This window comes from Enterobacter quasimori, from assembly GCF_018597345.1.
GTDB lineage: Bacteria > Pseudomonadota > Gammaproteobacteria > Enterobacterales > Enterobacteriaceae > Enterobacter > Enterobacter mori.
On record NZ_JAHEVU010000004.1, the window covers coordinates 170317 to 183957 of the forward strand.

The window sequence follows — 13641 nt, forward strand, 5'->3', positions numbered from 1 at the left end:
TACTCGTCATTCGATAGCGAGCCTAACACTCTGGCACGCAAACGGGCAGGATTAACGCTGGTACTGCGCTGATGAGTAAGATAGTCTCTGAGCGTTTGTAAGCCGTAGCCACTGATGACGGAACAATAAAATACAACGTATGAAAAAACGTATCCCCACCCTCCTGGCCACAATGATTGGCGCCGCTCTGTACAGCCAACAGGGGCTGGCAGCCGATCTCGCCTCGCAATGTATGCTTGGCGTCCCAAGTTTCGATCGTCCACTGGTTGAGGGCGATGCGAATGACTTGCCGGTTACCATCAATGCCGACAGTGCGAAAGGTAATTATCCTGACAATGCCACCTTTACGGGCAATGTCGATATTAACCAGGGCAACAGCCGTTTGCAGGCAGATGAAGTGCAATTGCATCAGAAGCAACCAGAAGGTGCGGCTGCGCCAGTACGTACGGTGGATGCGCTGGGTAATGTGCACTATGACGACAACCAGGTCATCCTGAAAGGTCCGAAAGCCTGGTCAAATCTGAATACAAAAGATACCAACGTCTGGGAAGGTGATTACCAGATGGTGGGTCGTCAGGGGCGCGGTAAAGCCGACCTGATGAAACAGCGCGGTGAAAACCGCTATACGATTCTGGAAAACGGTTCCTTCACCTCCTGTCTGCCGGGCTCGAATACCTGGAGCGTGGTGGGCAGTGAAGTCATCCACGATCGTGAAGAACAGGTCGCGGAGATCTGGAACGCCCGTTTTAAGCTCGGCCCGGTCCCTGTTTTCTATAGCCCTTACCTGCAGCTTCCCGTGGGCGATAAACGACGTTCCGGTTTCCTGATCCCGAATGCCAAATACAGCACCTCGAACTACTTTGAGTTCTACCTGCCGTATTACTGGAACATCGCGCCAAACATGGATGCGACAATCACGCCGCACTATATCCATAAGCGCGGTAACATCATGTGGGAAAACGAGTTCCGCTATCTGACCAAAGCGGGTTCCGGTTTGATGGAGTTTGATTATCTGCCATCGGACAAAGACTTCCAGGACGAGCACCCAAGCGAAGGTGATAAACACCGTTGGATGTACTACTGGCGGCATGGCGGGGTGATGGATCAGGTCTGGCGCTTCAGCGTCGACTATACCAAAGTCAGCGACCCGTACTATTTCAACGACTTTGACTCTAAATACGGTTCCAGTACGGACGGCTACGCCACGCAGAAATTCAGCGTGGGCTACGCCATTGAGAACTTTAACGCCACGGTGTCGACCAAGCAGTTCCAGGTCTTTGACACCCAAACGGCCAGTACCTATGGTGCTGAACCGCAGCTGGACGTCAACTGGTATCAGAACGATGTCGGTCCTTTCGACACCCGCGTCTACGCCCAGGCGGTGCACTTCGTCAACACCAACTCGGATATGCCAGAGTCAACGCGTCTTCACCTCGAACCAACCATTAACTTACCTTTGTCGAACGACTGGGCAAGCCTGAACACCGAAGCCAAGCTAATGGCGACGCACTACCAGCAAAAAAACCTGGACTGGTACAACAATCGCTATGGCACCAACCTTGATGAATCGGTAAACCGTACGCTTCCTCAGTTCAAGATGGACGGGAAGCTGATCTTCGAACGTGATATGGGCCTGCTGTCTGATGGGTATACCCAGACGCTTGAACCGCGTATGCAGTATCTCTACGTGCCTTATCGCGATCAGAGCAAAATTCAAAACTACGACTCCTCTTTCCTGCAGTCTGACTACAGCGGCCTGTTCCGTGACCGGACCTATGGCGGTCTCGACCGTATTGCGTCCGCTAACCAGTTGACTACCGGCGTCACAACGCGCGTTTATGATGAATCTGCCGTTGAACGTTTTAACGTTTCTGTTGGTCAAATCTACTATTTCACCGAGTCTCGTACCGGTGATGACGACATTAACTGGGAGAAAGACAACAAAACGGGTTCACTGGTGTGGGCGGGTGATACCTACTGGCGCATGACCGATCGTTGGGGTCTGCGCGGTGGTGTTCAGTACGATACGCGACTGGATAACATCGCGACGGGCAGTGCTGCCATTGAATACCGTCGCGATGAAGACCGTATGGTGCAGTTGACGTACCGTTATGCCAGCCCGGAATATATTCAGGCGACATTGCCGAACTACGCCAATGCTGACCAGTATAAAGATGGTATTTCGCAGGTGGGTGGCGCAGCGAGCTGGCCAATCGCCGATCGTTGGTCAATCGTCGGAGCCTACTACTATGACACGAATGCCCAAAAACCCGCTGACCAGATGCTAGGTCTGCAATATAACTCCTGCTGTTACGCGCTGCGCGTCGGCTACGAACGCAAGCTTAACGGCTGGGATACTCAAAACAGTCAGGGCAAATACGATAACGTGATTGGCTTTAATGTCGAGCTGCGCGGCCTGAGTTCCAACTACGGTCTGGGCACGCAGCAGATGCTGCGCTCGAACATTCTGCCTTACCGCAGTTCCTTGTAATGTGCTTGATTTGCAACATAATCCGCTTTGCGGTTAATTGAAATGGAAAAAGTATGAAGAACTGGAAAACGCTGCTGCTCGGTGTCGCCATGGTTGCGAATACTAGCTTCGCGGCCCCCCAGGTTGTTGATAAAGTCGCCGCTGTCGTTAACAACGGCGTCGTGCTTGAAAGTGACGTTGCCGGTTTAATGCAGTCTGTAAAGCTCAATTCGGGCCAGGCAGGCCAGCAGCTTCCGGATGACGCAACGCTGCGCCACCAGATTCTGGAACGTCTGATCATGGATCAGATCGTCCTGCAGATGGGTCAAAAAATGGGCGTGAAGGTCTCTGACGAGCAGCTCGATCAGGCGATCGCGAACATTGCTAAGCAGAACAACATGTCCCTGGACCAGATGCGCAGCCGTCTGGCCTACGATGGCATCAGCTACGCCACCTACCGTAATCAGATCCGCAAAGAGATGCTGATTTCAGAAGTGCGTAACAATGAAGTGCGTCGCCGCGTCACTATCCTCCCTCAGGAAGTGGATGCGCTGGCTAAGCAGGTAGGTAACCAGAACGACGCCAGCACCGAACTGAACCTGAGCCACATTCTGATCCCGCTTCCGGAAAACCCAACCTCCGATCAGGCGGCTGAAGCGGAAAGCCAGGCGCGTTCTATCGTTGAGCAGGCGCGTAACGGCGGTGACTTTGGCAAGCTGGCCATCACCTATTCCGCTGACCAGCAGGCGCTGAAAGGCGGGCAGATGGGCTGGGGCCGTATTCAGGAACTGCCATCCCTCTTTGCCCAGGCGCTGAGCACGGCGAAGAAAGGGGATATCGTCGGTCCAATCCGTTCAGGCGTAGGCTTCCACATTCTGAAAGTGAACGATCTGCGCGGTCAGAGCCAGAGCATTTCCGTCACGGAAGTTCACGCTCGCCACATTCTGCTAAAACCGTCTCCGATCATGACTGACGATCAGGCGCGTGCGAAGCTGGAACAGATTGCAGCTGACATCAAGAGCGGCAAAACCTCCTTTGCGAATGCGGCAAAAGAGTTCTCCCAGGATCCAGGCTCTGCTAACCAGGGTGGCGATCTGGGCTGGGCTGCGGCCGATATCTACGATCCGGCTTTCCGCGACGCGTTGATGAGAATGAGCAAAGGTCAGCTGAGCGCACCGGTGCACTCTTCCTTCGGCTGGCATCTGATTGAGCTGATGGATACCCGCAACGTCGATAAAACCGATGCGGCCCAGAAAGACAGAGCCTACCGTATGCTGTTTAACCGTAAGTTCTCTGAAGAAGCGGCAACCTGGATGCAGGAACAACGCGCCAGCGCTTACGTGAAAGTGCTCAGCAACTGATGAAACAGCATCGTGTTGTGATCACGCCCGGCGAACCCGCCGGGATTGGGCCTGACCTCGTTGTCCAGCTTGCCCAGCGCAGCTGGCCAGTAGAGCTGGTTGTCTGCGCAGATGCAACACTGTTACAAGACCGGGCAACGCTGCTCGGTCTGCCTTTAACGCTCATTCCTTATGTTAAAGGCCAGCAGCCCGTTCCACAGCAAGCGGGCACCCTCACGCTTCTGTCGGTCCCTCTGCGCACCCCTGTCGTCCCCGGCCAACTCAGCACTGAAAACGGGCACTACGTTGTCGAGACGCTGGCGCGCGCCTGCGACGGCTGCCTGAACGGTGAGTTCGCGGCGCTGATCACCGGTCCGGTGCATAAAGGCGTTATCAACGACGCGGGGATCCCCTTTACCGGACACACCGAGTTCTTTGAAGAACGTTCGCACAGCCCGAAAGTGGTGATGATGCTGGCGACGGAGGAAATGCGTGTCGCGCTGGTGACAACTCACCTGCCCATCAAAGCCATTCCTGATGCCATCACCCCAGAGCTCCTGCGGGAGATCATCGGGATCCTGCATCACGATCTTCAGACGAAATTCGGCATCCCGCAGCCGCACGTGCTGGTCTGCGGCCTGAATCCGCATGCGGGCGAAGGCGGACACATGGGCACCGAAGAGATCGACACCATCATTCCGGTGCTCAACGAAATGCGGGAAAAAGGGATGAACCTCAGCGGGCCACTGCCTGCGGACACCCTTTTCCAGCCCAAATACCTGGATAATGCCGACGCCGTGCTCGCGATGTACCACGATCAGGGCCTGCCCGTGCTAAAATACCAGGGCTTTGGCCGCGGCGTGAATATCACCCTCGGTTTACCCTTTATTCGAACGTCCGTTGACCACGGTACTGCGCTGGATCTGGCAGGCCAGGGGAAAGCGGATGTCGGCAGTTTTATTACGGCGCTTAATCTCGCCATCAAAATGATTGTTAATACTCAATGACTAATCGAGTCCATCAGGGCCACTTAGCCCGTAAACGTTTCGGGCAAAACTTCCTTAACGATCAGTTCGTGATCGAAAGCATTGTCTCGGCTATTAATCCGCAAAAAGGTCAGGCGATGGTCGAAATCGGCCCGGGCCTTGCCGCACTGACCGAACCGGTAGGCGAACGCCTTGACGAACTCACGGTTATCGAGCTGGACCGCGATCTGGCCGCACGCCTGCAAACGCACCCGTTCCTCGGGCCGAAGCTGACCATTTATCAGCAGGATGCCATGACCATGAACTTTGGCGAACTGTCAGAGAAAATGGGCCAGCCGCTGCGCGTATTCGGTAACCTGCCGTACAACATTTCCACCCCGCTGATGTTTCATCTGTTTAGCTATACTGATGCCATTGCCGACATGCACTTCATGTTGCAAAAAGAGGTTGTTAACCGTCTGGTTGCAGGCCCGAACAGTAAAGCGTATGGTCGTTTGAGCGTGATGGCGCAATATTACTGCAACGTGATCCCGGTACTCGAAGTACCGCCGTCAGCGTTCACGCCGCCACCGAAAGTGGATTCAGCGGTTGTGCGCCTTGTGCCACACAAGACGAAACCGTATCCGGTTAAAGATCTGCGCGTATTGAGCCGCATTACCACTGAAGCCTTTAACCAGCGCCGTAAAACGATCCGTAACAGCCTCAGCAATTCGTTCACCGTTGAGGTATTAGCCGAGCTGGGGATCGACCCGGCAATGCGTGCGGAGAACATTTCCGTAGAGCAGTACTGCAAGCTGGCTAATTACATCAGCGAAAATGCGCCGCCGAAGGAGAGTTAAGCCATGATTGATTCGCCCCGCGTATGTGTCCATGTACAAAGCGTCTATGTTGAATCGCAGTCCTCACCGGATGAAGAACGTTTTGTCTTTGCTTACACCGTGACCATCCGCAATCTGGGGCGGATGCCCGTGCAGCTGCGCGGGCGCTACTGGCTTATCACTAACGGCAATGGTCGTGAAATTGAAGTCCAGGGCGAAGGTGTGGTCGGTGAACAACCGCATATCGGCCCAGGTGAAGAGTATCAGTACACCAGCGGCGCGGTGATCGAAACGCCGATGGGTACCATGCAAGGCCATTATGAAATGGTCGACGTCGATGGCAACGGATTCCGCGTTGCCATTCCCGTATTCCGTCTCGCCGTTACAACATTCATTCATTAATCCAATGTCTACATATCTGATTGGCGACGTTCACGGTTGCTACGATGAACTGATCGCATTATTAAAGCAGGTCGACTTTACGCCAGGACAGGACATGCTGTGGCTGACGGGCGATTTAGTGGCGCGTGGCCCGGGCTCTCTTGAGGTGTTACGTTTCGTTAAATCACTGGGCGACAGCGTGCGCATGGTTCTGGGCAATCACGATCTGCATCTGCTGGCGGTATTCGCCGGGATCAGCCGCAATAAACCGAAAGATCGTATTACCCCTCTGCTTGAAGCACCGGACGCGGACGATCTGATTAACTGGCTGCGTCGTCAGCCGCTGCTGCAGATTGATGAAGAGAAAAAGCTGGTCATGGCCCATGCCGGGATCACGCCACAATGGGATCTCGAGACGGCAAAAACCTGCGCGCGCGACGTTGAGGCGGTGCTGGCAAGCGACTCGTATCCTTTCTTCCTCGATGCCATGTACGGCGATATGCCGAACCACTGGAGCGAGGATCTCAGCGGCCTGGCGCGCCTGCGCTTTATCACCAACGCCTTCACCCGCATGCGTTTCTGCTTCCCGAACGGACAGCTGGATATGTACTCCAAAGAGACGCCGGAAAGCGCGCCCGCTCCGCTGAAACCCTGGTTTGCCATTCCTGGACCGGTGACAAGCGAGTACAGCGTCGCGTTTGGTCACTGGGCGGCGCTGGAAGGTAAAGGGACGCCGGAGGGGATCTACGGTCTGGATACCGGATGCTGCTGGGGCGGGGAGTTAACCTGCTTACGCTGGGAAGATAAAGCTTACTTTGTGCAGCCGTCCAACCGACAGCTGGACTTAGGAGAAGGCGAGGCCGTTGCCTCCTGACCAGTGCCCCCCTCCCCAAAAGACCGCACCGAACAGTCCCCTCTCCCCTTTGGGGAGAGGGTTAGGGTGAGGGGTAGGAAAATCACTTAACGACGTTCCAGAATCTCGAAGCAGTAGCTATGTGAGTTCTGTGCATCCGCGTCGTGGAATTCGCTGAATACCGATTCCCACTCGTCCGGATCGTAATCCGGGAAATGGGTATCCCCTTCCACTTCCGCATCAATGTGGGTCAGATACAATTTCTGCGCTTTCGGCAGGAACTGCTCATACACGCGTCCGCCGCCGATCACCATGATCTCTTCAGCATCACCACAGGCGGCAATCGCTTCATCGACGGATTTCACCCACTGCACGCGATCGTCAGTGCCTGGCTGGCTACTGATCACAATATTCTTACGGCCCGGTAATGGACGACCAATCGACTCCCAGGTCAGGCGGCCCATCACTACCGGCTTGTTTAACGTCGTACGTTTAAACCATGCGAGATCGGCAGGCAGGTTCCACGGCATGGCATTTTCCATGCCGATAACGCGGTCTACCGCCAGCGCTGCAATCAGACTGATCATTGAAAATTTCCCGGATGCAAAAAATTGCCGCCACTATACGGAAAGCTTAATCTTTCGTCGACTGGCGGCAGGGTAAAGAAACAGAAATTTTTTAATATTGCTGGCAACTCCACTTCACGCGGACGGTTTACTTTCCGGTTCATCCTGAGGATCCCCGGTGTGCTTGCCCTCTTCCGTTCCCTGCCAGCCGTGACGCTGGGTAAGCGACAGGTGATTGCGGTCCTCGTTAATAATTTCCGTCAGCATCGCGCTGGTACGTTTAAACACGGCTGCACGGTCTGAAGCCGCGCTGCTCGCCATCTCCACCATCTCCTCGACCATCCCGGTGTTAAAGCGGCGGAACAGATCGGCACGCTCACGCGCCTCATACGCTCCCAGCCCCAGGCTTTCCAGCGCCATTCGACCAGATTTAAGCGCACCTTCGAAGGTTTCACGCTCCGGCGCGACGACGCCAGCCTGTCGTAGCTGGATGTAGTGATCCACATCGCGCGCGCGGGAGATAATCGTCAGGTCAGGGAAATGCTCTTTGACCAGCTCAACCAGCTGCAGACTGGTTTGCGGATCGTCGATGGCGTTGATCAGCACCTCGGCTTTCGCAGCCCCCGCTGACTCCAGCAAATCGACGCGAGTAGCATCCCCGTAAAACACCTTCATATCAAATTTACGCAGGGTTTCTACGTGGTCAGGATCGTGATCGAGAATGACCATTTTAACGCCGCTGGAGAGCAGCAAACGGCCGGTGATCTGTCCGAAGCGCCCGAACCCGGCGACGATTACCCGAGGCTGTTCCTCGTCGATCTCATCGGCTTCTCGTTCCTGTTCGCTGTCCGATTTTTCCAGGCGCGTCAGTACCACCAGCAGCACAGGCGTCGCGGCCATCGACAGTGCTACTGCCAGCGTCAGCGCTTTTGCCCACTCGGGATCGAGGACGTTTGCCATCTGCGCCGCGCCAAAGACCACGAACGCAAATTCGCTCCCCTGCCCCAGCAGAACCGCAAACCAGCGACGCTGTTTACCAGGCACCTTCAGCGGACGGGCAATCAGCCACAGCATCACCATTTTAATGACCAGGAAGCCGACGAGCAGGATGACGATCCGCAGCGGGTGCGTCACCAGCGTGCCGAAGTCGACGGACATCCCCACGCCGATGAAAAACAGCCCCAGCAGCAAGCCTTTGAACGGCTCGATATCGCTTTCCAGCGCGTGACGATATTCGGAACTCGCCAGCAGAACGCCTGCCAGGAAGGCCCCCATCGCCATCGACAGGCCGGCCTCTTCCAGCAGCAGACCGAAGCCAAACACCAGGAACAGCGCCACGGCGCTGAACACTTCGCGAAGGCCCGAGCGGGCTACGAACCGCAGCAGCGGCCGGGTGACGTAGCGACCAAGCACCACCACCAGCGCCAGCGCCCCCACCACCTTCAGTGCTGACAGCGCAAACGCACCCAGCGTCGTAGAGGAACCGCTGGCCGCCAGCAGCGGGATCATCGCCACCAGCGGGATAGCGGCAATGTCCTGGAACAGCAGCACCGAGAACGCGCTGCGTCCCATCCCGGAGACCGTCAGATTGCGCTCGTTCATGGCCTGCATGGCAATGGCCGTCGAGGAGAGCGCCAGCGTCATGCCAATCAGCTCTGCCACTTTCCACTCCATCCCCAGCAGGATGCAGAACCCGCCCAGCAGCAGGCCGCAGGCCACCATCTGTAGCGCGCCGCCGCCAAATACGGAAGCACGCAATTTCCATAAGCGCTTCGGATCCAGCTCCAGACCAATCACAAACAGCATCAGCACAACGCCAATTTCAGCGAAATGCAGTATCGCTTCGGCATCGGTGACCAGACGAAGGCCCCAGGGTCCAATCACGCAGCCCGCAATCAAGTAGCCGAGAACAGAGCCCAGCCCCAGGCGTACCGCCACGGGCACAATCAGCGCCGCCGCGCCGAGGTAAATCAGCGCCTGTATCAGCGTATGGCTATCCATGGTGCGTCTCCTGCCACTCAAGTAAGCGTTGTTTGTAGTGGCGAGCCTGCGCCTGCAGCGTTTCATCATCGCAGACAAAGGTGCAGTGCATCGCAAAAGGCGGGAGCCATTTCAGGCCACAGTAGAGCGCAGTTGCCTGCAGCGGCTGTGCAAGGACCTCAAACCCCGGGAAGGAACCGATATCAAAATGGCTTTCACCGCCGCCGGTGGTCACGGCCCACATCAGGCTTTTGCCCTTCAGCGCATGACCGTTATGACCATATGCCCAGCCGTGAGAGAAGACTTTATCGATCCACAGCTTCAACAGCGGAGGCGTGCTGTACCACTGCATCGGGTGCTGCCAGATAATCAGATCGGCACGGGAAAGCGCCTCCTGCTCGGCGGCGATATCGATATTAAAATCGGGATAAAGTTGATAGAGGGAACGTATCTCTACGTTATCAAGCGTCCTTACCTGCTCAAGCATCCGCTTATTCGCATGCGAGTGCTGCGGATAAGGATGGGCGTAAATTATCAGAATCATTGATTAGCCTGTTATTACTGCTTTCTTTTAACAAAAGAGTGTAGTCAGTAATTCAACAGGCTAATAGTGAATATTATTGACGGGCTTACGTCAGAATTCTGAATTAGTTATCCAGCTCACCCATGGATTTAACCTGATCGCGGTTAATCTGCTCGGTTTGACCGGTTTCGGCGTTTTTATACGACACCAGACCGGTATCATCATCCACCTGCGGTTTGCCGTCGGTGACGATGGTGCGGCCGTCGGTGGTTTTAACTGCCTGATTAGACGAACAGCCCGCAACGGTAAACATTGCAGTGGCAGCCAGAACGGAAGCGATCAGTAATTTATTTTGCATGGTGTTTTCCCCTGCTCTCAGTTGAATTTCGTTATCGACCTAACCATTTTAGGCTAACTGACTGAATGCGGATGAAAAACCAGAAGGTTCCGAAGATGGGGAGAATGCCCGGCAGCCGAACGGCACCGGGCATGCGAACTTACTTGCTAATCTGCGCGTGCATTTCCTGCACTGAAATCACCTTCTCGGTGGCATCCGCGTTCAGCGCCATGGCCGTCGCAAAACCGCCGTTCAGGGTGGTGTCGTAGTGCACTTTGTACTGCAGCGCGCTGCGGCGAATCAGCTTGGAGTCTTCAATCGCCTGGCGGCCTGCGGTGGTGTTGATGATGTAGGTGTATTCGCCATTCTTGATACGATCCTGAATGTGCGGACGACCTTCATGCACCTTGTTCACCAGACGCGGGTTGATGCCTGCTTCGCCCAGCACAATCGCCGTACCGTGGGTTGCATCCAGCTCGAAGCCCTGTTTCAGCAGCTTGGCGGCCAGGTCAACCACGCGCTCTTTGTCGCCTTCGCGAACGGAGAGCAGTGCACGGCCGGATTTTCTCATGGTGGAGCTACTGCCCAGCTGCGCCTTCGCGAACGCTTCTGCGAAGGTGCGGCCCACGCCCATCACTTCCCCGGTAGAGCGCATTTCTGGCCCTAACAGCGGGTCAACGCCCGGGAATTTGTTGAACGGCAGCACCACTTCTTTCACCGAGTAGTACGGTGGGATGATCTCTTTGGTCACGCCCTGCTGCGCCAGCGTCTGGCCCGCCATCACGCGCGCCGCCACTTTCGCCAGCGGAATACCGGTGGCTTTGGAGACGAACGGGACGGTACGCGCCGCACGCGGGTTGACCTCAATCAGGTAGACTTCGTTGTCTTTCACCGCGAACTGGACGTTCATCAGGCCGCGAACCTGCAGCTCGAAGGCCAGCTTCTGCACCTGCTGGCGCATCACGTCCTGAATCTCCTGGCTCAGCGTGTAGGCTGGCAGAGAACAGGCGGAGTCGCCGGAGTGCACGCCCGCCTGCTCGATGTGCTCCATGATGCCGCCAATCAGCACCATTTCGCCGTCGCAGATGGCGTCCACGTCCACTTCCACCGCGTCGTCGAGGAAGCGGTCGAGGAGCACTGGCGCATCGTTGGAGACGCTTACCGCCGTCTGGAAGTAGCGGCGCAGGTCGGCTTCGTCATAAACGATTTCCATCGCGCGGCCGCCCAGCACGTAGGAAGGACGAACGACCAGCGGGTAGCCAATCTCTTTCGCCTTCTCAACGGCCATCTCAATGGCGGTGACGGTGGCGTTCGCCGGCTGTTTCAGCTTCAGACGGTCAACCGCCTGCTGGAAACGCTCGCGGTCTTCCGCACGGTCAATCGCGTCCGGGCTGGTGCCGATAACCGGCACGCCTGCTGCTTCCAGCGCGCGCGCCAGCTTCAGCGGGGTCTGGCCGCCGTACTGCACGATAACGCCTTTTGGCTTCTCGATGCGCACGATTTCCAGCACGTCTTCCAGGGTAACCGGCTCGAAGTAGAGGCGGTCAGAGGTGTCGTAGTCGGTCGATACGGTTTCCGGGTTACAGTTGACCATGATGGTCTCGTAACCGTCTTCACGCAGCGCCAGGGAGGCGTGCACGCAGCAGTAGTCGAACTCAATGCCCTGGCCGATACGGTTTGGACCGCCGCCCAGCACCATGATCTTGTCGCGGTCGACGGACGGGTTCGCTTCGCACTCGTCTTCATAGGTGGAGTACATGTAGGCGGTGTCGGTCGAGAATTCTGCCGCGCAGGTGTCCACGCGCTTGTAAACCGGATGCAGGTCGTACTGGTCGCGCAGCTTGCGGATTTCCGCTTCACGCACGCCCGCCAGCTTAGCCAGACGCGCATCGGCGAAGCCTTTACGCTTCAGCACGCGCAGGAAGTCCGCGTCCAGGCCGGTGATGCCCAGCTCGGCCACCTGCTCTTCCAGACGCACCAGCTCTTCAATCTGCACCAGGAACCAGCGGTCGATGTTGGTCAGGTTGAACACGCCGTCGACGGACAGCCCCGCGCGGAAGGCATCGGCGATGTACCAGATACGCTCTGCGCCCGCGTCTTTCAGCTCGCGGCGGATTTTCGTCAGCGCTTCCGGGTCGTCCAGGCTCACTTTCGGGTCGAAGCCGGTCGCGCCCACTTCGAGGCCGCGCAGCGCTTTCTGCAGGGATTCCTGCTGCGTGCGACCAATCGCCATCACTTCACCGACAGATTTCATCTGGGTGGTCAGACGGTCGTTCGCGCCTGCAAATTTCTCGAAGTTGAAGCGCGGAATTTTGGTGACAACGTAGTCGATGGACGGCTCGAAGGACGCAGGCGTGCGGCCACCGGTGATGTCGTTCATCAGCTCGTCGAGGGTGTAACCCACCGCCAGTTTCGCCGCCACTTTCGCAATCGGGAAGCCGGTCGCTTTAGAGGCCAGCGCGGAGGAACGGGACACGCGCGGGTTCATTTCGATAACAATCAGACGGCCGGTTTTCGGGTTAACGGAGAACTGCACGTTAGAACCGCCGGTTTCCACGCCGATTTCACGCAGTACCGCCATCGAGGCGTTACGCATGATTTGATACTCTTTGTCGGTCAGGGTCTGGGCTGGCGCAACGGTGATGGAGTCGCCGGTGTGGATACCCATCGCATCGAAGTTTTCGATGGAGCAGACGATGATGCAGTTGTCGTTTTTATCACGCACCACTTCCATCTCGTACTCTTTCCAGCCAATCAGCGATTCGTCAATCAGCAGCTCTTTGGTTGGGGAGAGATCCAGACCGCGTTCGCAAATCTCTTCGAACTCTTCGCGGTTGTAGGCGATGCCGCCGCCGGTGCCGCCCATGGTGAACGATGGACGGATGATGCACGGATAGCCCACGTCAGCCGCAACGGCCAGCGCTTCTTCCATGTTGTGTGCGATACCGGAGCGCGCGGTGTCGAGGCCGATTTTCTTCATCGCCACGTCGAAGCGGCGACGGTCTTCTGCTTTATCAATCGCGTCGGCGGTCGCACCAATCATGGTCACGCCGAACTCGGCCAGCACGCCCTGACGCTCCAGCTCCAGCGCGCAGTTCAACGCCGTCTGGCCGCCCATGGTTGGCAGCACCGCGTCCGGGCGCTCTTTCTCGATGATTTTACGCACCACTTCCCAGTGAATCGGCTCGATGTAGGTCGCATCAGCCATTTCCGGGTCGGTCATGATGGTTGCCGGGTTGGAGTTCACCAGGATAACGCGGTAACCCTCTTCGCGCAGGGCTTTACACGCCTGCGCGCCGGAGTAGTCGAATTCACAGGCCTGGCCGATCACGATCGGGCCAGCGCCAAGGATCAGGATGCTTTTTATGTCTGTACGTTTTGGCATTG

Annotated in this window: 11 protein-coding genes; 6 read left to right on the top strand and 5 right to left on the bottom strand. The window is 56.6% G+C overall.

Annotated features, from left to right (window positions below; genetic code table 11):
- Window positions 1–139: 139 nt before the first annotated feature.
- The 6 genes from lptD to apaH are packed head-to-tail and all read left to right on the top strand — an operon-like array spanning window position 140 to window position 6869.
- Window positions 140–2491, top strand: coding sequence for an LPS assembly protein LptD (gene lptD / locus KK102_RS16415; protein WP_216358031.1), 2352 nt, complete (start codon window positions 140–142; stop codon window positions 2489–2491).
- Window positions 2492–2544: 53 nt separating this feature from the next.
- Window positions 2545–3831 carry a peptidylprolyl isomerase SurA gene (surA, locus tag KK102_RS16420; RefSeq protein ID WP_126545131.1) on the top strand — a complete coding sequence of 429 codons (1287 nt, stop codon included), beginning with the start codon at window positions 2545–2547 and terminating at the stop codon, window positions 3829–3831.
- On the top strand, window positions 3831–4817 hold the full coding sequence (gene pdxA, locus KK102_RS16425) for a 4-hydroxythreonine-4-phosphate dehydrogenase PdxA (protein WP_420841348.1): 987 nt from the start codon (window positions 3831–3833) through the stop codon (window positions 4815–4817). The genes surA and pdxA overlap by 1 nt, the downstream gene beginning before the upstream one ends.
- Window positions 4814–5635, top strand: a complete 822-nt coding sequence (gene rsmA, locus KK102_RS16430; RefSeq protein WP_008502020.1) for a 16S rRNA (adenine(1518)-N(6)/adenine(1519)-N(6))-dimethyltransferase RsmA — start codon at window positions 4814–4816, stop codon at window positions 5633–5635. The genes pdxA and rsmA overlap by 4 nt, the downstream gene beginning before the upstream one ends.
- 3 nt (window positions 5636–5638) lie before the next feature.
- The gene (apaG, locus tag KK102_RS16435) at window positions 5639–6016 is read left to right on the top strand and encodes a Co2+/Mg2+ efflux protein ApaG (protein ID WP_126545133.1); all 378 of its coding nucleotides are present in this window, start codon (window positions 5639–5641) and stop codon (window positions 6014–6016) included.
- A 4-nt stretch (window positions 6017–6020) separates the two neighbouring features.
- Window positions 6021–6869: a bis(5'-nucleosyl)-tetraphosphatase (symmetrical) ApaH gene (apaH, locus tag KK102_RS16440; protein ID WP_126545134.1), complete on the top strand. Its 849-nt coding sequence runs from the start codon at window positions 6021–6023 to the stop codon at window positions 6867–6869.
- An 86-nt stretch (window positions 6870–6955) separates the two neighbouring features.
- Here apaH and folA read toward each other — a convergent pair whose 3' ends face one another.
- The 5 genes from folA to carB all read right to left on the bottom strand — a co-directional run bounded on the left by folA (window position 6956) and on the right by carB (window position 13639).
- Window positions 6956–7435: a type 3 dihydrofolate reductase gene (gene folA / locus KK102_RS16445; RefSeq protein WP_003856431.1), complete on the bottom strand. Its 480-nt coding sequence runs from the start codon at window positions 7433–7435 to the stop codon at window positions 6956–6958.
- A 114-nt stretch (window positions 7436–7549) separates the two neighbouring features.
- Window positions 7550–9415, bottom strand: a complete 1866-nt coding sequence (gene kefC / locus KK102_RS16450; RefSeq protein WP_216358032.1) for a glutathione-regulated potassium-efflux system protein KefC — start codon at window positions 9413–9415, stop codon at window positions 7550–7552.
- Window positions 9408–9938 (bottom strand): glutathione-regulated potassium-efflux system oxidoreductase KefF, encoded by a 531-nt coding sequence (gene kefF, locus KK102_RS16455; protein ID WP_126545136.1) that lies wholly within the window; start codon window positions 9936–9938, stop codon window positions 9408–9410. The genes kefC and kefF overlap by 8 nt, the downstream gene beginning before the upstream one ends.
- 103 nt (window positions 9939–10041) lie before the next feature.
- Window positions 10042–10275: a YgdI/YgdR family lipoprotein gene (locus KK102_RS16460; protein WP_010427047.1), complete on the bottom strand. Its 234-nt coding sequence runs from the start codon at window positions 10273–10275 to the stop codon at window positions 10042–10044.
- A 139-nt stretch (window positions 10276–10414) separates the two neighbouring features.
- Window positions 10415–13639 carry a carbamoyl-phosphate synthase large subunit gene (carB, locus tag KK102_RS16465; protein WP_126545137.1) on the bottom strand — a complete coding sequence of 1075 codons (3225 nt, stop codon included), beginning with the start codon at window positions 13637–13639 and terminating at the stop codon, window positions 10415–10417.
- Window positions 13640–13641: the final 2 nt, after the last annotated feature.

Coding starts and splice junctions, on each gene's coding strand:
- lptD (WP_216358031.1), top strand. CDS start 140: ATGAAAAAACGTATCCCCACCCTCCTGGCCACAATGATTGGCGCCGCT.
- surA (WP_126545131.1), top strand. CDS start 2,545: ATGAAGAACTGGAAAACGCTGCTGCTCGGTGTCGCCATGGTTGCGAAT.
- pdxA (WP_420841348.1), top strand. CDS start 3,831: ATGAAACAGCATCGTGTTGTGATCACGCCCGGCGAACCCGCCGGGATT.
- rsmA (WP_008502020.1), top strand. CDS start 4,814: ATGACTAATCGAGTCCATCAGGGCCACTTAGCCCGTAAACGTTTCGGG.
- apaG (WP_126545133.1), top strand. CDS start 5,639: ATGATTGATTCGCCCCGCGTATGTGTCCATGTACAAAGCGTCTATGTT.
- apaH (WP_126545134.1), top strand. CDS start 6,021: ATGTCTACATATCTGATTGGCGACGTTCACGGTTGCTACGATGAACTG.
- folA (WP_003856431.1), bottom strand. CDS start 7,435: ATGATCAGTCTGATTGCAGCGCTGGCGGTAGACCGCGTTATCGGCATG.
- kefC (WP_216358032.1), bottom strand. CDS start 9,415: ATGGATAGCCATACGCTGATACAGGCGCTGATTTACCTCGGCGCGGCG.
- kefF (WP_126545136.1), bottom strand. CDS start 9,938: ATGATTCTGATAATTTACGCCCATCCTTATCCGCAGCACTCGCATGCG.
- KK102_RS16460 (WP_010427047.1), bottom strand. CDS start 10,275: ATGCAAAATAAATTACTGATCGCTTCCGTTCTGGCTGCCACTGCAATG.
- carB (WP_126545137.1), bottom strand. CDS start 13,639: ATGCCAAAACGTACAGACATAAAAAGCATCCTGATCCTTGGCGCTGGC.